General features: G+C 27.2%; 24 protein-coding genes and 1 pseudogene. 18 read left to right on the top strand and 7 right to left on the bottom strand.

The window, feature by feature from the left end; all coding sequences use genetic code 11:
• Positions 1-21 precede the first annotated feature (21 nt).
• The 8 genes from KQH81_RS04575 (at position 22) to KQH81_RS04610 (ending at position 6,318) form a co-directional block, all read left to right on the top strand.
• Positions 22-618 (top strand): hypothetical protein, encoded by a 597-nt coding sequence (locus KQH81_RS04575; protein ID WP_168972675.1) that lies wholly within the window; start codon positions 22-24, stop codon positions 616-618.
• A 28-nt stretch (positions 619-646) separates the two neighbouring features.
• Positions 647-1,477 carry a hypothetical protein gene (locus KQH81_RS04580; RefSeq protein ID WP_168972674.1) on the top strand — a complete coding sequence of 277 codons (831 nt, stop codon included), beginning with the start codon at positions 647-649 and terminating at the stop codon, positions 1,475-1,477.
• Positions 1,478-1,720: 243 nt separating this feature from the next.
• Positions 1,721-1,996, top strand: a complete 276-nt coding sequence (locus KQH81_RS04585; protein WP_168972673.1) for a hypothetical protein — start codon at positions 1,721-1,723, stop codon at positions 1,994-1,996.
• Between the two features lie 22 nt (positions 1,997-2,018).
• The gene (locus KQH81_RS04590) at positions 2,019-2,426 is read left to right on the top strand and encodes a hypothetical protein (RefSeq protein WP_168972672.1); all 408 of its coding nucleotides are present in this window, start codon (positions 2,019-2,021) and stop codon (positions 2,424-2,426) included.
• A 2-nt stretch (positions 2,427-2,428) separates the two neighbouring features.
• Positions 2,429-3,607 (top strand): MobP2 family relaxase, encoded by a 1,179-nt coding sequence (gene mobP2, locus KQH81_RS04595; RefSeq protein ID WP_168972671.1) that lies wholly within the window; start codon positions 2,429-2,431, stop codon positions 3,605-3,607.
• A 36-nt stretch (positions 3,608-3,643) separates the two neighbouring features.
• The gene (locus tag KQH81_RS04600) at positions 3,644-3,853 is read left to right on the top strand and encodes a hypothetical protein (protein WP_168972670.1); all 210 of its coding nucleotides are present in this window, start codon (positions 3,644-3,646) and stop codon (positions 3,851-3,853) included.
• Between the two features lie 57 nt (positions 3,854-3,910).
• On the top strand, positions 3,911-5,869 hold the full coding sequence (locus KQH81_RS04605) for an ImmA/IrrE family metallo-endopeptidase (protein ID WP_230029013.1): 1,959 nt from the start codon (positions 3,911-3,913) through the stop codon (positions 5,867-5,869).
• 77 nt (positions 5,870-5,946) lie between these two features.
• Positions 5,947-6,318 (top strand): hypothetical protein, encoded by a 372-nt coding sequence (locus KQH81_RS04610; protein ID WP_168972668.1) that lies wholly within the window; start codon positions 5,947-5,949, stop codon positions 6,316-6,318.
• A 596-nt stretch (positions 6,319-6,914) separates the two neighbouring features.
• Here KQH81_RS04610 and KQH81_RS04615 read toward each other — a convergent pair.
• Positions 6,915-7,304: a hypothetical protein gene (locus KQH81_RS04615; RefSeq protein ID WP_230029014.1), complete on the bottom strand. Its 390-nt coding sequence runs from the start codon at positions 7,302-7,304 to the stop codon at positions 6,915-6,917.
• An 84-nt stretch (positions 7,305-7,388) separates the two neighbouring features.
• Here KQH81_RS04615 and KQH81_RS04620 point away from each other — a divergent pair, with 84 nt between their 5' ends.
• The gene (locus KQH81_RS04620; protein WP_168972149.1) at positions 7,389-7,997 is read left to right on the top strand and encodes a VanZ family protein; all 609 of its coding nucleotides are present in this window, start codon (positions 7,389-7,391) and stop codon (positions 7,995-7,997) included.
• 464 nt (positions 7,998-8,461) lie between these two features.
• Here the strand turns inward: KQH81_RS04620 and KQH81_RS04625 are convergent, their stop codons facing one another.
• Positions 8,462-8,710 carry a spore coat protein gene (locus tag KQH81_RS04625; protein WP_168972148.1) on the bottom strand — a complete coding sequence of 83 codons (249 nt, stop codon included), beginning with the start codon at positions 8,708-8,710 and terminating at the stop codon, positions 8,462-8,464.
• Between the two features lie 13 nt (positions 8,711-8,723).
• Positions 8,724-8,909: a hypothetical protein gene (locus tag KQH81_RS04630; protein ID WP_168972147.1), complete on the bottom strand. Its 186-nt coding sequence runs from the start codon at positions 8,907-8,909 to the stop codon at positions 8,724-8,726.
• 161 nt (positions 8,910-9,070) lie between these two features.
• Here KQH81_RS04630 and KQH81_RS04635 point away from each other — a divergent pair, with 161 nt between their 5' ends.
• The 4 genes from KQH81_RS04635 (at position 9,071) to KQH81_RS04650 (ending at position 10,933) form a co-directional block, all read left to right on the top strand.
• Positions 9,071-9,742 (top strand): manganese catalase family protein, encoded by a 672-nt coding sequence (locus KQH81_RS04635; protein WP_168972146.1) that lies wholly within the window; start codon positions 9,071-9,073, stop codon positions 9,740-9,742.
• Positions 9,743-9,942: 200 nt separating this feature from the next.
• Positions 9,943-10,092 carry a spore coat associated protein CotJA gene (locus KQH81_RS04640; protein ID WP_168972145.1) on the top strand — a complete coding sequence of 50 codons (150 nt, stop codon included), beginning with the start codon at positions 9,943-9,945 and terminating at the stop codon, positions 10,090-10,092.
• An 11-nt stretch (positions 10,093-10,103) separates the two neighbouring features.
• On the top strand, positions 10,104-10,352 hold the full coding sequence (locus KQH81_RS04645; RefSeq protein ID WP_168972144.1) for a spore coat protein CotJB: 249 nt from the start codon (positions 10,104-10,106) through the stop codon (positions 10,350-10,352).
• A 17-nt stretch (positions 10,353-10,369) separates the two neighbouring features.
• The gene (locus KQH81_RS04650; protein ID WP_168972143.1) at positions 10,370-10,933 is read left to right on the top strand and encodes a manganese catalase family protein; all 564 of its coding nucleotides are present in this window, start codon (positions 10,370-10,372) and stop codon (positions 10,931-10,933) included.
• A gap of 232 nt (positions 10,934-11,165) precedes the next feature.
• Here KQH81_RS04650 and KQH81_RS04655 read toward each other — a convergent pair whose 3' ends face one another.
• The 4 genes and pseudogenes from KQH81_RS04655 to KQH81_RS04670 all read right to left on the bottom strand — a co-directional run bounded on the left by KQH81_RS04655 (position 11,166) and on the right by KQH81_RS04670 (position 14,326).
• Positions 11,166-11,735: a hypothetical protein gene (locus KQH81_RS04655; RefSeq protein WP_168972142.1), complete on the bottom strand. Its 570-nt coding sequence runs from the start codon at positions 11,733-11,735 to the stop codon at positions 11,166-11,168.
• A gap of 278 nt (positions 11,736-12,013) precedes the next feature.
• Entirely contained in the window at positions 12,014-13,213 is a 1,200-nt protein-coding gene (locus KQH81_RS04660) for a ParB N-terminal domain-containing protein (protein WP_230029015.1), read from the bottom strand.
• A gap of 76 nt (positions 13,214-13,289) precedes the next feature.
• Positions 13,290-14,042 (bottom strand): annotated as a pseudogene (locus tag KQH81_RS04665) (ParA family protein).
• Positions 14,043-14,107: 65 nt separating this feature from the next.
• Positions 14,108-14,326: a hypothetical protein gene (locus tag KQH81_RS04670; RefSeq protein WP_206153009.1), complete on the bottom strand. Its 219-nt coding sequence runs from the start codon at positions 14,324-14,326 to the stop codon at positions 14,108-14,110.
• 408 nt (positions 14,327-14,734) lie between these two features.
• Here KQH81_RS04670 and KQH81_RS04675 point away from each other — a divergent pair, with 408 nt between their 5' ends.
• From KQH81_RS04675 to nth, 5 genes are all read left to right on the top strand, one after another.
• Positions 14,735-16,099, top strand: a complete 1,365-nt coding sequence (locus tag KQH81_RS04675; protein ID WP_230029017.1) for an IS110 family RNA-guided transposase — start codon at positions 14,735-14,737, stop codon at positions 16,097-16,099.
• A gap of 790 nt (positions 16,100-16,889) precedes the next feature.
• A complete protein-coding gene (locus tag KQH81_RS04680; RefSeq protein WP_178311648.1) occupies positions 16,890-17,501 on the top strand; it encodes an NUDIX hydrolase in 612 nt (203 codons plus the stop codon).
• A gap of 104 nt (positions 17,502-17,605) precedes the next feature.
• Positions 17,606-18,607, top strand: a complete 1,002-nt coding sequence (queG, locus tag KQH81_RS04685) for a tRNA epoxyqueuosine(34) reductase QueG (RefSeq protein WP_027637309.1) — start codon at positions 17,606-17,608, stop codon at positions 18,605-18,607.
• Between the two features lie 83 nt (positions 18,608-18,690).
• On the top strand, positions 18,691-19,395 hold the full coding sequence (locus KQH81_RS04690; RefSeq protein WP_178311646.1) for a lysophospholipid acyltransferase family protein: 705 nt from the start codon (positions 18,691-18,693) through the stop codon (positions 19,393-19,395).
• 12 nt (positions 19,396-19,407) lie between these two features.
• On the top strand, positions 19,408-20,052 hold the full coding sequence (gene nth / locus KQH81_RS04695; protein WP_051196121.1) for an endonuclease III: 645 nt from the start codon (positions 19,408-19,410) through the stop codon (positions 20,050-20,052).
• Positions 20,053-20,313: the final 261 nt, after the last annotated feature.

Consider the following 20,313-nt stretch of genomic DNA (forward strand, 5'->3'; position numbering starts at 1 on the left):
GGTTTTAAAAAAATATGAGGAATGATAAAAAGAAAGAAGATGAAATTAATGAGAACAATAAACAATGAAGAATATTTTATTAAATCATATAAAGAAATAATTAATAAAATTATAGAGTTTAAATTTCTATTATATCAATACAGTGGAGAAATGAATTTTAAGCTTGTAGAATTATTAAATTTAAAAAAGACTTCAGAAGAAAATATGGGGGTAAGATTAAATACAAAATTAAAATTAAATTTATATATAAATATATTAATAATGGCATATTCAAAGTTAAGTGAAATAGATAAGAATAGGCATAAAAAATACTTAGAAGAAGTGATAAAAGAATTATATAAGTTATATTTTCAGTTGGATTTAGAAGGTTATGAAAGAATAATGGATGTATTAAAGTTCTATGGAGTATATGAATATATAAAGGCAAATATAGTTTATGCAGATACATCATTAAAGAAAAATATAGAGTTAAAAGATATAGAAGATAATAAATACAATATAAAAGTTTATAATGATGGATTAAAAATTTATAAGAATAATACTTTTATAAAAGGATGTTATTATGGATTAACTAAAGAAGAAATTGATAGGATTAATTTATTAAAAAAGTATAGATGAATAATAAACTAAATAGGGAGGGTTTAAGGTGAACATTGGGAAGGAAGAGTTTAAAAATAGACATAGAATATTTAAAAGCCAATCATCTAAATATTATTGTATTACATTTTCAATGATATTTATATTAGGCTTTTTTTTATCCTCAAATTATCTTTTTAATAAGAATTTTGTTGATATAAAAAGTACACCATTAGAACAAAAAATCACATTAGAAAACATAACCTTTAATCTAATAAGTAGAAAATACAATGAAGATACAGGACTATTTCAAGGCATATTACATGTATCAAATAGTGACCTTCAAGACAATAATTCTATAGGTGTTGATGTAAAAATAGACACTGATCCTCAAAATACAATAAAAAGTAATCTAGTAAAGGTATCTAATAATTACTATATAGTAACTACTTACTTAAAAGAAAATTGGCATACAGTTTCACTAGTAGTAAGTAAAAGCATAAATGAAGAAGAGAAAAAAAGTATAAGTGTATACAGCAATAAAGATGATGTTGAAAAGGACAATAAACTTAAAGAAGAAAACTTAAATGCATATAATATATTGATTGTAAATTTAGAAATAGAAAATATAAACAAAGAAATTCAGAATATAACTCAAGAAATAGGCACTAAAAATAGGTTAATATCGAACCTTTCAGATGATAATACTAGACAAAAAGCTAATGAAAAATATCAAACAGAAGATGAGATTAAGGAAACAGAAAATAAGATAAACCAAAATAATAAAATCATAGAAGACACAAAAAATAGCGTTATAAAATTATTGAAATCACTAGAAGAGCAAAAAAAGAGAGTAGAAAAACTTCAAGAAAAGAAATATGACTTAGAAAAAAATCAATAATTTATGTATGGCAAAGGGCAATCTTTTGTACCATTCTTGTACTACTAAGGTATGGCAAAGTGTCATATTTGGGAATTATTTTGATATCAGAGAAACGCTAGGCTTTGCCTAGCATATCATCTAAAATGATATCAGTTTCTCCTTATGCTCTTAAACTTTTTAATGGTTAGTCATTTCCAGTAAAAAGTTTTTTCAGTTTTGGTATATACAAAAAGTTTAAAATCAAAAAGGAGTGCAGATAAAATGGATGACATTCTAATAAGAAATATACCTAGGCATATAATTTCTAAGATAGATGAAGATTGGAAAAATCAAAATTATAAAAGTAGGAATGAATATTTAAATAAGCAATTAGAATTAATGATCTCATTAGAACCATTAAAAAAGATGGAAGACAATTATACTTATTTAATAAAAAGATTAAGTAAAGTAATTGAATATAATTCGATGTTAATGGAAGCATTGGCTGAGGAAATTTTATCAGAAGATATTCAAACTATCATAAAAAATAAATTATAATATTAAGGAGGTTTTGCTAAATATGACTAGAGAAAAGAAAACTTATAGAGTTAAAAGTGAGGATTTAGAATATATAGAAAAGATAAAAGAAGAAAGGAACTTAAAATATAGTAGTGAAGCTTTAGAAACTATCATAAGAGAGCATAAAGAAGATGAAACACTAAGTATAGAAGAAAGAGCTAAATTTCTTGCAAAAGAAATAGCAGCTGAAATTTCTAAAGAACTTTTAAGTATAAGGTACTCTTCAAGAGAAGCTAATAAAAATTCTAAAATAACTTTAGAATTATTAAATGGAATTTATATAAAAAAGAGTTTGGGACCGATACTACCTTCAACTGAAATTGAAAGCGAAGCTTTTAGAGATATGAAAAAATATATTGAAGAAGATATAAAAAATAAAAGAGTTAGAAAATTATATGAGGAACATTAAAAATGAGTACACCAGGAATAATTTTAACTTCTGATTTTGTTTTACCAAATGGACTTATGAAAAATGGAGAAGCTGTACAATTTAATGACTATGTAGAATATATGAATCGAGAAGAAGCAAGAAAAGAAAAAATTCAAAAGGATTATGAGGGTTATAATGATTATATGGGAAATCCAAATAAGAACGGATCACTTTTTACTAAAGACAAAGAAAGTTTAAATGATGAAGAGATTAAAGAAGTAAAAAGGCTATTTAAAGAAGCTCAAAATAAACATAGTATTCTATGGCAAGATGTTTTTTCTTTTAATAATGAGTGGTTAGAAAAACAAGGATTATATGATAGTAAGACAAGAATTTTAGACGAAGAAAAAATACAAATTGCAGTAAGAAATGCTATGGATGCACTAGAAAAAAAGAGTGATAAAAAGTATTTTTGGGCATCAAGTATTCATTATAACACTGACAATATTCATGTTCATGTAGGAAGTGTTCAACTCGATAAAATTGATAATAGGGGAAAGAGAAAATTAAGTGCTATTATTGCAATGAAAAGTTCTTTTACTAATTCCTTAGTTGACTTCAACAAAGAGTATCAAAAAATAAATGAAGTAATAAGAGAAAAGTTAGTTCATAAAACTAGAAATCATGATTTAAAAAATGATAGAGAATTGAAAAATAATATTAAAAAAATTGTAAAGATGCTGCCAAAAGATAAAAAGCAATGGCACTATAACTACAACACATTATATGATGTAAGACCATTACTGGATAAAATAACAACACAATTTATTGAAGAAAATTTTAAAGAAGACTTTAAAGAATTAAACAAGTTATTAGAAGAGCAAGGAGAAAGATTGAAGGATTTATATGGAGAAGGTGCAAATGAATATTATAAAAATTATAGTGAAGGAAAAATAAAAGAGCTTTATACAAGAATGGGAAATGCAACTTTAAGCAACATAAAAAAATATGTTTATGAAGAAGAAAAGAAAAAATATATGAATAGAAGTAATCTTACAGAAAAGAAACCTATTATTACTCAAAAGATGATAAATAGTTTCAAGCGTAATTTAAGAAAGAATTTTACTAGCATAAAAAATCAAATTGAATATGAGAAGCTTGAAAGAGAAAAAGAATATTTAAACAATAAAATTAAAATTAATGAATACGAATTAGAATAAATGGTATTGTCATGTTTATAAAGGGAGGATATAAAAATGTTTAATAATCTAGCTATAGTTACAGGAGTAATAAGTGAAAGAGAATTAAAGGTGCTAAGGATATATTCAGGAAAGGAAGTTATAGTACAAGCTTCAAAAGATTATGTATCTTCAATTAAAGCTGAACTTAATGATGAAGATGGAGAAACAGTGATCGTTGAGTATGACCTAGAAACAAAGGTAGTAAATGAAAATATTACAGAGTAAACGCCAGGTAAAACACCTGGTGTTTTCTTATGAAAATTTTTAGAAAGGAGAAAAAAGGTGGAGAAAATATACAATAAAAAATCTAAGGAAGATAAAGAAAAAGAAGTTAATGAACTTTTTAAAAAAGCTAATGAAGGAATAGAAAATTGCTTTAGTAGCATTGAACAACTTAAAGAACTCGCTGACTATATGAGTAAATTTTATAATTACTCACTAAGAAACACTTTTTTAATTCAGGAACAATTTGAAGGAGCATTTGCGGTAGGTTCATATTCTTTTTGGAAGGACAAAGGCTTTTCTGTTAACAAGGGTGAAAAAGGGATTAAGATATTAGTTCCAAATAAATTAAGTGATTATTTTATTAACTCAAAAGGTGAGGAAACTAAATTAAGTAAAGCAACTACTGAAGAAAAGAAACTAATAGAAGAAGGTAAAATTGAATTAAAGAAAGGGAACATAATATTCAATCAAGGCTATGTTTTTGATGTAAGCCAGACCAATGCAAAAGCTGAAGATCTTCCTAAAATATTTCCTGGTAGATGGCTTGATGGAGAAGTTAAAAATTATGATTTAATGTATAAAGCTATGGAGAATATAGCTAAGAAAATAGAAGTTAAAATTATAGAGCCTAAAAGTGAATTAGGAGCAGCTAAGGGTGCAGCTTATCCATTAACTAAAGAAGTAGCTTTAAACCCAAGAAACACTGAATTACAAAACGTTAAGACACTAATACATGAATTAGCTCATGCAAAGCTTCATACAATTGAAAAGATAGATAACTATACGACAAATGAACGAGAGTTTCAAGCAGAAATGACAGCTTATGTAGTAAGTAGTTATTTTGGGATAGATACATCAGAATACTCTTTTAGGTATATCAGTTCATGGAGTAAAGATACTGAATTAAAAGAAAAATTGATAAATGAAGTTAAAGAAACAGTAAAGGAGTATGTTGAAATAATTGAAAATACATTGATTAATGATAAAGAATTATCTTTATCATTAGACAACATAAGTATAGATACAGAAATAACAAATAATCGGGAAAAAGAACAATTTTTAAACTTAAATAAAGAAGAATTAGCCAAGATATATGAAAGACAAATGACAGAAGAAGAAAAAGTTTTTATAGAGAAACAAGGATTAAAATTAAGTGATGTTGTAGAAAATTTTAAAGAAGTTTTAGAAGAATTTGATATAGAGAAATTTTCTTTTAAAGATTATTTAATAGAAACAATGGGTACTTATAATGAACTGTTTAATACAAGCAAAGAAATTACAATAGACAATATAAGTATAGATACTAAAATAACAAATAATCGAGAAAAAGAAGAATTTTTAAATCTGAATAAAGAAGATTTAATAAAAGTATATGAAAAAGAACTATCAGAAACTACTAAATCTTTAATAAGAGAATGCGAATTAAATTTATCTTCTCTTGTAAATACTTTTAAAGACACTTTAGATGACTATTTTGTTAAAGAAGATAATTCTATTGGTATATCTTTTGAGTATTTTTTAAATTACGAAATTTTTGGTTATACATTAACAGAAGAAGAACAAATAAAAAATGAAAATAGAGTAAAGGGGAATGAAAACATGAAGATAGGACTAACACAAAAAGAAGTCAATAAAATGGTGAAGGATCATGAAGAGTGGATTAATACAAAAGGTAAAAAAGGCAAGAGATTAGATTTGGAAGGAAAAGAACTTAATGGAATAAGATTATTGAATGTCAATTTAAAAGAAGCTAATTTAAAAAATATGACCATAAAAGACAGTACAATTTTTGCTAATTTAGATGGAGCAGATTTTGAAGGAACTAAAATAGAAAATAGCAAATTTATAGGCTCAAAAATAGAAAATCTAAAGATAGATGCAAAGGAATTAGAGCGAATTAATATACAGATAAAAGAAGAATTAAGCTTACATAATGAAGCAGAATCAACCTTGAAAACAAATAAAAATAAGAGAAAAACTAAAGAAAAAAATAATGAAAATGAGATACAAATATAAATTTAACTCCAGGTGTTTTCCTGAATCTTAGGTTTAAAATAAGAACCTAAATTTATTTTAATATAGGAGTGAATTTTATGGGAGACTTATCAAAAAGCTTTAAAAAAGAAGAAATTTTTTATTTAAGCAGCCAAGTCAAAAAGTTAATAGAACTTCTAAATGGGACTATAATAAGTGCCGAAAATGAGTATAAGATAAAAGAAATAGAAAAGCAGAAGAATAAGCTAGAAAGAATTCTAGTTAAATATGAACCTAGCATTTATGATGAGTATTCAAGAAAAACTAAAGAAGCATATATTCAGATGATAAATGCAAGAAAAGAATATGAAAAAATTGTAGCTGATAAATGCATTAAAGAAACAATAGAAAAATATAGAATAAGCTATGAAAATTCAGTGGAAGAGTATGAGAGAATAAAAGAATTTAGAAATAAATTAAAGAATATATAGAAAGTAAAGGTGTTCCCGGGGGACACCTTTTTATAATGGAAAAATCCGTACAAGGTAAGTGGTTAAAGGAATAACACTATAAAAAACTGATCGTCTCACCAGCGATAATATCTCCGTCAAAAGGAAAAGACTAATTTCTTAGACACTTCTAAAAAGAAGTATTAGAAGTGGCGTGCCTGTCCTAGAGAAGTCTTTGGCTTCTAGGGGTATATTGGAAGTTACATGGTAGTATACTTGATAAAACTAGACCTAAGCGAGTTTGACCAATATAGCAGTTTTACTGTGAGAATAATGTTATTATTTTCCCTTTTAAGTAGAAAGTTATATTTTATTTTAATTTTCCACTTAGGGGGAGAGCGAGTAAATAAAGCTAGAAAACTAGCTTTATTGATTAAGAAATTTATAGAGCAAAATAAAAATAAAAAATTAATTGAGTGATGGGGAGATAATAGATTAAATTAAAATCTATGTTTTTAAATTTTAGGAAAGTTATAGTTTTTAAATCACTAAAAAAAGAGATTGTCGTACTAAGAAATTTACATACAATATAATTGTAGTATTTATTCTTAATGCGACATCTCTTTAATTAAAATAATTTAATACCCTGATGCAGAACCACTAATATCGGTACAAGCTGGATCAACAGGTGCATGAAAATAAAAAGAATATGTGCCACTAGGTAAACCTGAAAAATCAAAATTAGTTGTTCCTTCTCCTTTGGTTGTCTCCTTTTGTTCAGTTGACCATCCCCACCAAACATTTCTATCTGCCCAAATTTCCATTGTCTGTCCATAAGGTATATTCCAATTAGAATTTGTATGGCTTACAGATATTCCACTATCTGCGGTAAGCCTACCAACAGAACGCTTTCCTCTAATTCCAGAACCGTTATAAGTAAATGAAGATACTGCAAATGCTGTTATTGTTGAAAAGCAAATAATTATAGTGGTTAATACTGTAATTTTTTTTAAAAATGATTTTCCCATGAATATCCCTCCTTTTATTTACATATATTTGATTTTATTGTATAATATTAACTATAAAATGTAAATATGTAAAGGAGAAGTAATATGAATAATGTGAAAAAAATACTAAAAAACACTTTTCTTATCTTATTTTCAATTATAATTTCTTTTTTTATCTATCGATTTATAACTATAAACTTACTTGACTTTATTCCATTTGTTATAACTAATAAAATACCTTTATATATATCAATTGTTTTAGTCCAAAGTATAATAATTTTTATAATACTGTTAGGGATTATAAACAATAAATTAGACTCATTTTCAAAGAAATTACTTTGGCTGCAATACTTTATAATTTTATTATTTCTATTATTTGGTAGAAATATAGGGTTTAAGGGAGTAGAATTAAATATTTTAAATTCTAGTAAAAGTTGGTTAAGCAATTCATATAATGTTGTTATAACAATTGCTAATTTATTAATGTACATGCCATTGTCATTAAATTTTACAAATAAAAACCCAAAAAAAATAATTCCTGTAATGCTATTTTTAATAATAATTTTTGAATCGATTCAATATATGTTATCTTTAGGTGTTTTTGATGTTGGAGATATAATTCTTAATATAATAGGATTTATAATAGGCTTAAAAGTATTTAAAAGCAAATCAATGACCAAATTAAAAAATATTTTTCAAATAAATAAAGAATAAATATTTTAAGAAGTTACGTTACTAGAGAAACTTCTTATTTCGGTTAATTTACAAGAATTTTTAGATATGCTGTAATTTAATAAAATAGTAGGTGATATTAATATGACTTTAGATAATTTAATGTTGCTAAATTCCATACTGTTTTTTATAGTATATATTATTAGATATAAAGATGAACTTTTGAAAAGATTAATAATTCTTGTTATAGGTAGCGTAGTAGTATACATCTTTATATATTTTATGTTTTTAAAAGCTAGCCTTACTATCTATTCAATTTCTAAAAGTATTTTATTATTTGTGTTACTTGACCAGTTGCATTTTTACACCTTTAGATATAAGAACAGAGATAATAAGTAATTTGCATATATAAGAAATGCTTAAAATAAGACAAAGAAGAGTAGCTTTAATGTAAAACTACTCTTCTTGATTTTAGACAAAAAGAATTAGTTTGAGTATATATTAAATTAATCTTGAGATAATTGAAGTTTAACTGTAGAAATTTCTTCAGAAGTTGCTTGTTGAGCAGGGATATAATATCCTTTATTCTTTGCTTCTTTGAATAAAGCATATTGGCGAATTTCATCTTGATTTCTCATTCCTTGAATTGTTTGGCGAAGTTGCTCATTTTCAGTTTGAGCAATTATGCCACCATAAGCAGCTATACTAGAATTTATTTCAGCAAGATAATCATTAATCATTTCTTTTTCATTCATAAATATATTCCTCCTAATTTAGAAATCCCATTAAAGTGTCTTTGCTTCTTTTAGCATCTTGAGCATCTTTTTCTAGCATTTGTTTAAGGTTAGAATCAGTGCATTGCTGAGAGTAGAAAGTTAGCTTTTTTTCAATATTGGAATGAGCTCCTATTAAATGGCGTAAGTTTTGTAGCTCTAATTCATTTAAGTTCGACATATAATCATCTCCTTAATTAAATTTGAATACTAATCATAGTATTTGAAATAAACATATAAATTATGCATGAATTAAAAATTTAATATCATATTGTGAATATTAATTATAATCATATGAAATAATAGATTTAAAAGTATATTAATTTATAAGGAGGAAAGAAGATGTTTGAACACAAGAAGAAGTTATTGCATGAAGTAAAAGTAGAAAAACCTAATCCTCAATATGCGGTGTTAATGCAAGAGCAATTAGGTGGAGGGAATGGAGAATTAAAGGCAGCAATGCAATATATTTCCCAAAGTTTTAGAATTAAAGATCCAGAAATAAAAGATTTATTTTTAGATATTGGTGCGGAAGAATTAAGTCATATGGAAATGGTTGCACAAACAATAAATTTATTAAATGGTCATGATGTGAATAATAATGATGTTAAAAATGGAGAAATTCAAACTCATGTACAATGTGGATTATCTCCAGTATTAATTAATTCATCAGGAGCTCCATGGACTGCAGATTATGTAACAGTAACAGGTGACCTAGTTGCGGATTTATTATCTAATATAGCATCTGAACAAAGAGCAAAAGTTGTATATGAATATTTATATAGACAAATTGAAGACAAGGAAGTACGAGCAACTATAGATTTTTTGCTAAATAGGGAAGAAGCTCATAATGCTTTATTTAGAGAAGCGCTTAATAAGATTCAAAAGAGTGGTTCAAATAAAGATTTTGGAGTTACAGAAGACTCTAAACTTTATTTCAATTTATCAAATCCAGGACCTTCTCATGAAGCACCGAATCCAACACCTCCTTCATTTGAGAATCCAAGAAGGTAAAATTAGCCAAATTATATATAATAAGATTAAGTAAAAGCATTTCGTATTCAGAGTAGAATATGAAATGCTTTTTTATAGGAAATAGTACATAAATTTACAATTAAATTATATTATTAACTGATATAATATGAATAAATTGTATCATAAGAATGATTATATGCATAATATGAATTAATAAGATATGAAGGGGTGAATTTTGGATGTACAAAAGAGAAAATAATAATTATGGAAGAGACTTTATTTTTAAACAAAGATATGAAAATCTTTTAAATCCAATGATAGCTTTAAAAATTGGAACTATTTTTAAAGATTTGTATAGGCCTTATATTGGCCATAATGGGGAAAGTTAGGAGGTATATATATGTGTGAAAAAAAACTTTTAGATGAAATAAAAAAATATCAGTTTTATGCTGTGGAGTTAAATTTATATCTTGATAATTTCCCTAATAGTAGAGAAGCTTTGAGTGATTATAAAAGAATCTCTGCAAAATTAGATTTAATTATAAAAAAGTATGAAGAGAGATTTGGACCATTAAGAAATTTTGGTGATGCATCAAGAGAAGATTCGTTAAGTTGGACAACTAAACCATGGCCATGGGAAAATTATTAAGGAGGATAATTATAATTATGTGGTATTATGTTAAAACGTTAGAATATCCGATAAATTTAAAATCTAAAGACTTAAATATGGCTAAATTTCTTATGTCTCAGTATGGTGGTCCAGATGGAGAGTTAAGTGCAGCACTTAGATATCTAAATCAAAGATATACTATGCCAACAGGAAAATCAAAAGCTCTTTTAACAGATATAGGTACAGAAGAAATGGCTCATGTTGAAATGATTGCAACTATGATTTATCAGTTGATGTCTAATGCATCTCTAGAAGAGTTAAAAGAAGCTAATTTAGGTGGACACTATACAGATCATGGGAGGGCACTATATTATTCGGATTCACAAGGAAATCCTTGGACTGCCACCTATATTCAGGCTAAGGGAGATGTAATAGCAGACCTTCATGAAAATATGGCTGCAGAACAAAAAGCTAGAGCAACCTATGAATGGTTAATAAACCTAACAGAGGATAATGAGATAAAGGAAATTCTTGAATTTTTGAGAGAAAGGGAAATTGTTCACTTTCAAAGATTTGGAGAGGCATTAATGGATGTACAAGATAATATGATTACCCATTAGTAAGTATAAGTAATTAACGCTTAAGTAAAAAACTAGCTATAAGATATTTAAAACTAAATTTTGTAATTTTCAAAGAGAGAATAAATAAGTTAATATAAATTTAGAAAAATAGTAGTGAAGTACGAATTTAAGATTATGACGAATATTTAAGAAAAGAATACCAAAATTGTAGTTGATAAATAAATTAAAGAATATATAGAAAGTAAAGGTGTCCCCTGGGGACACCTTTACTTTATTTGAGTTCAGTTATAAGTATTTTTAGAATAGATAATGCATTATCAGTACTTTTAAGTTCGTCTGTGACATCATCTAAAAGTTTTATATTATTATTTTTCATCTTATCATACTGATCCATTATAGCAACTAAGCTAGATTTAGCATTCCTTAACTCTATTATAAGCTTGTAGTTATCTTTAAGTATTTGCCCATATTTACTATCAAGTTCTTTCTTTAATTCAATTCTTAATTGAGCTTTAAGTTGTTTTATTTCTTCTTTGTTTTCATTTTTTACCTTTAAATTTTCATCGATTATAGTATGTTTATTTTTGATTTCAAATTCTGTATAATCTTCTAATTCATTTAACCTATTATTTAAGTTTATAGTTTCTTGCTTATTTAATTCAACTTTCCTGTGAATTTGTTTATTATTAATTTCACAGTTTGGTTCATTGCAATGAAATCCATTTATATCATACCATACTGAATGTCGTGTGCTTTCTAGACAAATTAAATGTTCTAGTGTCCCATCTTTTTTTTTAATCTCGTGCAATGGCATATCCTGCTCATGTTTAAAATATTTCATGATATCTCCCCACAGTTTAGCTATATTAAGTAGTTGAACAATTTTTACATATTGCAAAAATATCATTATATTTAATATGCATTATATCATAATATTATCGTGTTTTTAATAATTTACATGATTTTAACTGTAATAAAGCTTGTTAATATTTGTTTTATAATCTAATGACTTAAGTTTTAGATATTATGAAAATAGCTGAAAAATCAAATTATATTACGGAAAATAGTTTTGTACTTTATAGATATGAGTGAAATAAGGTATCCCTAGGGGACACCTTATTATTTGAGTTCGATTATAAGAATTTTTAGGATAGATGTTGCATTATTAGCACTCTTAAGTTCGTCTGTGATATCATCTAAAAGGTTTATATTATTATTTTTCATCTTATCATACTGCTTCATTATAGCAACTAAGCTAGATTTAGCATTTCTTAATTCTGTTATAAGCTTATAGTTTTCTTTAAGTTCTTCTGAATTATTGTCTTTAGTTTTAGCTTTGATTTCTTCTAGTTCTTTTTTATAGCGTTCTTTTTCATCTTTAGTTACTTTAGTTTCATTCTTAATCTCTTCAATCATTTGTCTATATTTATTATCAAGTTCTTTCTTTAATTCGATTCTTAATTGACCTTCGAGTTGTTTTATTTCTTCTTCACTTCTTGAATTATCTTTATCCAGTTTAGCTTTTAACTTTAAATTTTCATCAATTATAGATTGTTTACTTTTAGTTTCGGATTCTTTGTAATCTTCCAACTGCTTTAACTTATTTTTTAAGTTTATTGCTTCTTGTTTATTTAATTCAACTTTATCATTTATGATATCTAAAATTACCTTTTGATTATCTTCACTTAAACTGGAAAATTCACTTGCATTAGCAATTGTTAGATTCCCATTTTCAAGTATTTCCTTTAATTCAGGAATAAGCTTGTTGTTTATACTCTCATATCTACTAACTTGTGTAGGAGATAGCTTTAAATCATTAGCAATTAGATTCCTAACCTTTCCTGGTATATTCTCTCCATTAGCTTTTTTAGCTTTATATAGTTCAGTAAGCCTTTTCACTTGTTCAAGTTTTTCTAAATCTGTCAATTCCCTAGTTTGAGCATTAGCTTGAATTAAAATTATTTCAGCGTCAAGGTCATTAGCTTCAATGACTTTACAAGGAACTAAAGCAAATAATTCATTCCCTTGTTCAACTAATTGTGTAAGTGCATTATATCTTCTTTCACCACTTATTAACTCATATTCCCCACTATCTAATTTTCTAACTACTAAATTATGATTTAATCCATTCATTTTAATATCCTCGGCAAGTTCTTCAACATTAACTATCTCATAGAAGTTTTTTTCATTTCTTTTTATATTCTTAATGTCTATATATTCAACTTTAAAGTTATTCTTAGCTTCAAGTGTGCCAGCTTTTTCAGTGTTCTTACTAATTCCATTTAACATTCCACTACTTATAGAAAATTTCTTACTCATATAAAACCCTTCTTTCTATTTAATCTTTTAATTATGTATTTGGTTAGGTGTCCCCGGGGGACACCTTCTTCAATTTCTAAAAAACTTCTTTGCAAAGGTCTTTGTAATTGATACTTGCTCTAGCTTTTTTATTACTAAATACAACAGGACACTCTTCAAAGGTACTTTCAATTACTTTAACATTTTGCTTTATAGTAGTATTAAAAATTTTATCTCCTAGTAAAGATTTAAGTTCTTTTTTTATTAGCTTGTTTACTGTAGTGTCACTATCCATTGTTATGAAGCAACCCCTAAAGTTAAGACTAGGATTAAATTCATCTTTAATTTCTTCTATACTTTCAAGAAGATACTCAAGTCCATCTAAAGCGAACTTATCAATTTTAAGTGGAACAAAAACTTCATCACTTGCACACAGAGCATTTACAGTAATCATATTTAAACTTGGTGGTCAATCTATCAAGCAATAATCATATTCGCTCTCTATGAATTTTAAAGCTTTAGCAAGTCTATTTTGTTGACTTCTAGTATTATCAATAAGAATACTTCTTTCAGCAAAAGTTAAGTTTATATTTGCAGGAACTATATCTATACTTTCAAAGTCAGTTTTTCTAATTACTTTATGCATATCTAAGTTTTTATCTAACAAGACATCTGATACTGATAAATCGTCCATGCTATAGGCTTTAAATAGCTTTGTAAGGTTACTTTGTGGGTCAATGTCTATCAATAATACTTTCTTATTTTGTTGGCTTAAACAAGCCCCTAGATTAGCTGTAGAAGTTGTTTTTGCTACTCCACCCTTTATGTTCATAATAGATACTTTTCTCATATAAAATCCTTCTTTCTTTTTAATATTTTAGTTATGTATTGGGTGTCCCCGGGGGACACCTATATTTACTTCTTAAATATTTGTATGTATCTAACTTTTCGATAGATAAGTTTTCCTTTAAGTGATATTAAATCTTCATGCCCTTTAGATAAATAAATAATATTGAAATTTTTAAGTTGGGGAATGTCTTTAATCTTTGAATTACCATAAAGGTCAACTCTAAGTTTAGATTTATCTGCTATTTTGTTATCAGTAGCAGATAGAAAAATTTTGTACTGGCACATAACTATCAACTCCTTATTTGAATTTTAAATAACCACCGTCGCTGTCACGTTTTGTTTTTTTGTTGAGCCTAGAATTACATATTGGAGTGAATTGTAAAGGAAAATGAAAGAAAAAAATTTGGAAACAAAATTTTTTATGGAATGGCTTTACAATTTTAACGGAAATATGTTAGGCTAGTGCTTCAAAAAAACAAACTAAGAGAAGTCCAGTAGGACTTCTTACCTATTTGGTATTTAGCAAACCTTAAAAATAATATATTTAACTTTGAATTCTTAAACTAATGAAAAGGTAAATAAATTCATTAATCTTAAATAATGGATAATTATTAAAATTAATAGAGATTTAATAGGAAAAATAAAGTAATATTCTTTTATAATCTTCTAAAATGAAAGGGGTGCAGCAGTAAAGTGGAAAAGGATAGGGAAGATAAAAAGATTTTTCTAGGAATAGACATAGGTAAAACTTTAAATTGGGTTTCATTTTTATCGTTATATTCAAAAGATGAGATAAGAAAAAGAATTAAAATAACTAATAATATCTATGGATTTTTAAAGCTTGAGAGCATATTAAAAGAACTTTTAAGAGAAGAAAAAATAACTAAAGAAGAAATTTTGATAGGAATAGAATCTACGGGGCATTATTGGATAAATTTTTATGAATTCTTTACAAAAAGGGATTATGAAGTTGTTATGGTTAAAAACAGAGTTGTAAAGCTGAAGAGAGAAGCTAAATATTCTCAAAAGGGGAAAAATGATTCTATTGATTGTCATTGTATAGGGCTAGTATTAAAGGATTGGGATTATTTCAATATACAAAAGACAGATAGAAACTTTTCAGCTTTAAAAAGATTAACCAGGAGCAAAGAAGATTATACTAAAATTAAAGTTCAAAATAAAAATAGACTAGGGGCATGGATAGATGTAAATAATCCTATATATTTTATGATTTTCACTAAAATGGATTCAAAAACTGGACTTGCCATACTTAGAGAATATCCTTCACCTCATGATGTTGTCAATAAGGACATGGAAGAAATTAAAGGAATTCTTAAAAAGGACGGAAAGAATAAGGGAATAGATTTACGAATAATAAACGAGTATGTAATGTTATGCAAAGATTTATATAAAGATATTATAGTCCTTAATAATGGAGATAGAAGAGAGCTGGAGTGCTATTTAGATCAAGTGGCATCTATAGAAAAGCAATTAGAGCAACTAGATTTAGCAATACAAGAATTAGCAATGGAAACGATACCTGCATATGAAAAAATAATAAAAATAAAAGGAATGGGTGATACTCAAATAGTAAATTTTCTTGCAGAAATAGGATTAATTGAAAATTTTCCTTCTGCAAGAGCATTACAAGCTTATTTTGGCTTAAGTATTAGAGCAGATATGTCAGGTAATATGGTTAAACAAAGCAGGATCACAAAGGCAGGAAATAGAGTTGGGAGAAAAATTCTATATAATATAGCAATGATGTTAGTTAATCATAATAAAGATTGGAGAAAATTATATTGTTATTATAAATCTTATAATAGAAAAACCGCTAATTCTAACAATGAAATGCTAGTTGCTGTAGCTTGTAAACTTCTAAGAGTTCTTTACGGAATGTTGAAACATAATAAAGATTTTGATCCAGATGAATTGTTAAGACACTTTGATTTTAGAGATTGCAATAAAGAAAAATTCATAAAGGAATATATAGGAGATAAGAAAAAATTAGCTATTCCCAAAGAAGAATTAGAGGCATTATTTAAAGAAAAGTATTGAAAAAGTAACGAAAAAGTATTGAAAAAAACTAATGGGAATTTAGTAATAGCAATGGTTTAGAGATATAAAAGTCATTCTAATAACAAATATATAATAAATATAATACTATATAAGAAAATAGATTGATAAAAATACATAGATTAAATATAATTAATAATGTAATGCAGATGGAATATATTACTCAGAACAAGATTCGGGAAAAAAGAATAAATCGCATTATGCCAGGACATTATGAGGAATAAGGGTTTTAGTGATACATATAGTTTGTATATACGGAAAATGGGAGTTTCTTAAATGTCTTAAAGAAGGAAAGATGTGTAAGCGTACATTATTAATTCATAGAAATTAATAAGGCTTTCACATCTTTTTAAAAAAGATGAAGTATGAAGGTCTGTTTGTCGTGGCTGAAAACCTAATAAAATCAAAGGTTTACAGGTATATCAACCATATAAAAAATGGATTACTATGAAAAACTTAGGAAAATGCAGTTAATTTAAGATAGATAAGAATAATCAAGGGAGGTAATATATAATAATATGGTTATATGATAATGGGCTAAATACATTGCATATACTAACTATTATAAACTGAATTTAACCTTCAGGTGGAGTATTAACTTCACCTGAAGGTTATAAGTCTTTATGTAAGGAGTGTATATTGCTATCACTTACATAAAAAGAGATAGGATGTTACAATAGGTAACTATAATACAAAAATACTCATATATGATACTGACGTGATATAATAGAATAATGAAGATATGAAGGTTTATGATAGGAAGGTGAGCTTAATGAAAGAAAATAGAATTAAAAAATTAGAGGTTCTAGCTGAAACAAAATTTCTGAGTTTGTTTGATGCTACTTATATAAATATAGGTGGAAGAGAAAAGCATTGGACTATTGCTTCAAGAAAAAGCTATGATAAATTAAGAGAAAAATATTTTGGAGATGAGGAAGACTCTTTAGATGCAGTTGTAATAGCTGCATATCATGAGGAAAGCGGCAAATTAGTTCTTATAAGACAATTTAGAATACCTATAAATTCATATGTATACGAACTTCCAGCAGGACTTATAGACCCAAATGAAAATGAAGAAAGTACTATAGGAAGGGAACTTAAAGAGGAAACAGGCTTAGAGCTTGTTAGTGTAAAACATAACTTAAGTCTAAAGAGAGGGTATATGTCTCCAGGAATGACAGATGAATCAGCTTCACTTATATACTGTACATGCAAAGGAGAAATAACTAACAAATTCTTAGAAGAAGATGAAGATATATATGCATTTATGGTATCACCTAAGGAAGCGGAAGAACTACTAAAAAGCGGTGAAAAGATGGATATGAAATTATCTGTGATATTAAGGAGCTTTGCAATATTAGGAGAAAAGATGTTTATAGAATAAAGAAATAACTCTATGCATTCAATAGTTTCATTTTAAAGATTTAGAGCAAAAACTATGATAAATGTATAAGATTAAATATATGATTTTATGAGAGGAAGGCGTAAATGACCTTTAAAAATGAAGTGGTAAACTATTCTAAAGGCCTAGGGCTAGATGCTGTAGGCTTTACATATTGCAGGAGATTTAATGAATTAGAAGATTTTCTAAAGGAAAGAAAAGAAAGAAAAATTGAAAATGAATTTGAAGAACCTGACATAGAAAAACGGATAAATCCCAAATTGTATATGGGCGATGGAAAGACAATAATATCTATTGCATTCCCATACTATGGAGGAGATTCTCAAAGGGAAGATGTATATTTTTCTTACTATACAATGGGAATGGATTATCATAAGGTTGTAGAAAGTTATCTTAAAAAGATTTGTGATTTTATAAAAGAGAAATTTTGTGGTAAGGCAGAATATTTTGTGGATAGCAACGCTCTTCCGGAGAGATATATAGCATATTTGAGCGGATTAGGATTCATAGGTAGAAACGGAATGCTTATTACAGAAAAATATGGATCTTACGTATTCTTAGGAGAGATAATAACTGATATAGAAGTTGAAGATCTTAAAAATAATAAAAGAGAAGTTGAAGAACTTTTAAAATTTAAAAATTGTGGTCAGTGCAAAAAGTGTTTATCTAACTGTCCAACATCAGCTATAAATTACAACAAGACTATTCCTAATATATGTATGTCTTATATTACTCAAAGCAAAGTCATAGAAAAACCTTTTATAAATAAGATGGATGGAAGAATATTTGGCTGCGACCACTGTCAGATATGTTGTCCATATAATGAGAATATAGCTACTGATTACATTAAAGAGTTTGAGCCTATGGATTATATGAAAAAAGCTGATATAGAAGAGATTATTTATATGGACAATAAAACCTTTAGAGAAAAGTATGGGACTACTTCTTGCGGATGGAGAGGCAAGGCTACTCTTCAAAGGAACGCTTTAATAGCAAAAATATTAAAAAAGCAGGAATTTGATATAGACGAGGAAAAAATTACATCACCTAAGGTACAGGAATATTACGAAATCTTGAAGAAGTTATAACTATATTGAAGAATATTATATTTACCAATATAATATATCTATAGAGAACCTAAAATGTTTATAATTAGAAAGGTTGATAAGCAATGAAAAAAGCTCAAATACTATCTGTTTTCTTAAAAGTTCTTTCACAAGAAAACGGGGATAAGCTTTGCAAAAGAATAATTAAAGGATATATGGATAAGTATGCAGAGTTAGATATCCATGGATTAGAAAACATAGAAAATATAGAGGGACCAATAATATTTACAGCTAACCATTTAAGTAATTCAGATGGTCTTGTTTTAAACGAAGTACTAAGAAAATTTGATCCAACCTTTGTTGCAGGAGTTAAACTCTCAGGAGATAACGTAACCAATATAGGAATGAGAGTAATCAGAACTATAAATATAAAACCTAATAGTGCTGACAAAGATGCTATAACAAAAGTTATAAAGTCTTTAAGAAGCGGAGAAAATATAGTTATATTTCCAGAAGGAACACGCAGCAGAGTTGGCTCAATGATAGAAGGAAAAAAGGGAATTGTTTTAATTGCTAGAATGTCTAAAGCCACTATAATACCAATAGGTATGTGTGGCAGTGAAAAGCTTCTTCCTATAAACAAAGAAGGGAACATGAAATCAGAGAACTTCCATCATGCAAAGGTAACAGTGAATATAGGTTCCCCAGTAGCTATTCCTGAAAAGGAAAAAGATGAAGACAGACATTTATATGATGATAGAGTACTTACACATATAATGAAATCCATAGCTTCTCTTCTACCAGAAGAATACAGAGGAGTATACAAATAGAAAGGTAAAAATATGAGGAAAAATCCAAGTGAAGAAAAGGTAAATGGTGTTTTAAATATTTTAAAAGAGTTATATCCTGATGCTAAGTGTGAACTTAATTATGGTACTGCTTTTCAACTTTTAGTAGCAACAGCTTTATCTGCTCAAACTACGGACAAAAAAGTAAATTCGGTTACTGAAACCTTATTTAAAGAGTATCCTGATGCTGATGCATTTTTGACATTAACTCAGGAAGAACTTGAGGAGAAGATAAAGACAATTGGACTTTATAGAAATAAGGCCAAAAATCTTTTGAAGATGTGCCAGCAATTAAAGGAAAACTTTAATGGACAGGTTCCAGACACCATGGAAGGCATAACTTCTCTTGCAGGAGCAGGAAGGAAAACAGCTAATGTTGTTTTATCCAATGCCTTTGGCGTTCCAGCTATTGCAGTAGACACCCATGTGTTTAGAGTATCTAATAGGATAGGGCTTGCCCATGCTAAGAATGTGGAGGATACAGAAAAACAGCTTCAAAATAATATTCCTAAAGAAGAGTGGTCTCTTGCACATCATCTCATAATTTTCCATGGAAGAAGATGCTGCTATGCGAGAAAACCTGACTGTGAAAATTGTGCTCTAGCTTCATATTGTGATTATTTTGAAGGAGCTAAATAGTATTATAAAATATTTAATAATTTTTGAATTTTATACTTCTAAAAGTCATATTCAAGTGATATAATAATAATTGAATTAATACTTTAGTCGAATATGAAAGTAAACCAATAAATAAAAATTAACTTTAAATAAAGACTTGTAGTGATACGAGTCTTTATTTAGGTATATAGGTAGAATTTATTTCCAATAATGACGAAAGTTTATTGAGAATTTCTCTGAATTTCTATACTAGAATAGTTCAGAGATTTTTTTAATGCATTT

This window comes from Clostridium cadaveris, from assembly GCF_020911725.1.
In the GTDB taxonomy this organism is placed as follows: Bacteria; Bacillota; Clostridia; order Clostridiales; family Clostridiaceae; genus Clostridium_X; species Clostridium_X cadaveris.

Bases quoted from the DNA above. Each gene is read 5' to 3' on its own strand.
- KQH81_RS04575 (WP_168972675.1), top strand. From the start codon at position 22: ATGATAAAAAGAAAGAAGATGAAATTAATGAGAACAATAAACAATGAA.
- KQH81_RS04585 (WP_168972673.1), top strand. From the start codon at position 1,721: ATGGATGACATTCTAATAAGAAATATACCTAGGCATATAATTTCTAAG.
- KQH81_RS04590 (WP_168972672.1), top strand. From the start codon at position 2,019: ATGACTAGAGAAAAGAAAACTTATAGAGTTAAAAGTGAGGATTTAGAA.
- mobP2 (WP_168972671.1), top strand. From the start codon at position 2,429: ATGAGTACACCAGGAATAATTTTAACTTCTGATTTTGTTTTACCAAAT.
- KQH81_RS04600 (WP_168972670.1), top strand. From the start codon at position 3,644: ATGTTTAATAATCTAGCTATAGTTACAGGAGTAATAAGTGAAAGAGAA.
- KQH81_RS04610 (WP_168972668.1), top strand. From the start codon at position 5,947: ATGGGAGACTTATCAAAAAGCTTTAAAAAAGAAGAAATTTTTTATTTA.
- KQH81_RS04615 (WP_230029014.1), bottom strand. From the start codon at position 7,304: ATGGGAAAATCATTTTTAAAAAAAATTACAGTATTAACCACTATAATT.
- KQH81_RS04620 (WP_168972149.1), top strand. From the start codon at position 7,389: ATGAATAATGTGAAAAAAATACTAAAAAACACTTTTCTTATCTTATTT.
- KQH81_RS04625 (WP_168972148.1), bottom strand. From the start codon at position 8,710: ATGAATGAAAAAGAAATGATTAATGATTATCTTGCTGAAATAAATTCT.
- KQH81_RS04630 (WP_168972147.1), bottom strand. From the start codon at position 8,909: ATGTCGAACTTAAATGAATTAGAGCTACAAAACTTACGCCATTTAATA.
- KQH81_RS04635 (WP_168972146.1), top strand. From the start codon at position 9,071: ATGTTTGAACACAAGAAGAAGTTATTGCATGAAGTAAAAGTAGAAAAA.
- KQH81_RS04640 (WP_168972145.1), top strand. From the start codon at position 9,943: ATGTACAAAAGAGAAAATAATAATTATGGAAGAGACTTTATTTTTAAA.
- KQH81_RS04645 (WP_168972144.1), top strand. From the start codon at position 10,104: ATGTGTGAAAAAAAACTTTTAGATGAAATAAAAAAATATCAGTTTTAT.
- KQH81_RS04650 (WP_168972143.1), top strand. From the start codon at position 10,370: ATGTGGTATTATGTTAAAACGTTAGAATATCCGATAAATTTAAAATCT.
- KQH81_RS04655 (WP_168972142.1), bottom strand. From the start codon at position 11,735: ATGAAATATTTTAAACATGAGCAGGATATGCCATTGCACGAGATTAAA.
- KQH81_RS04660 (WP_230029015.1), bottom strand. From the start codon at position 13,213: ATGAGTAAGAAATTTTCTATAAGTAGTGGAATGTTAAATGGAATTAGT.
- KQH81_RS04670 (WP_206153009.1), bottom strand. From the start codon at position 14,326: ATGTGCCAGTACAAAATTTTTCTATCTGCTACTGATAACAAAATAGCA.
- KQH81_RS04680 (WP_178311648.1), top strand. From the start codon at position 16,890: ATGAAAGAAAATAGAATTAAAAAATTAGAGGTTCTAGCTGAAACAAAA.
- queG (WP_027637309.1), top strand. From the start codon at position 17,606: ATGACCTTTAAAAATGAAGTGGTAAACTATTCTAAAGGCCTAGGGCTA.
- KQH81_RS04690 (WP_178311646.1), top strand. From the start codon at position 18,691: ATGAAAAAAGCTCAAATACTATCTGTTTTCTTAAAAGTTCTTTCACAA.
- nth (WP_051196121.1), top strand. From the start codon at position 19,408: ATGAGGAAAAATCCAAGTGAAGAAAAGGTAAATGGTGTTTTAAATATT.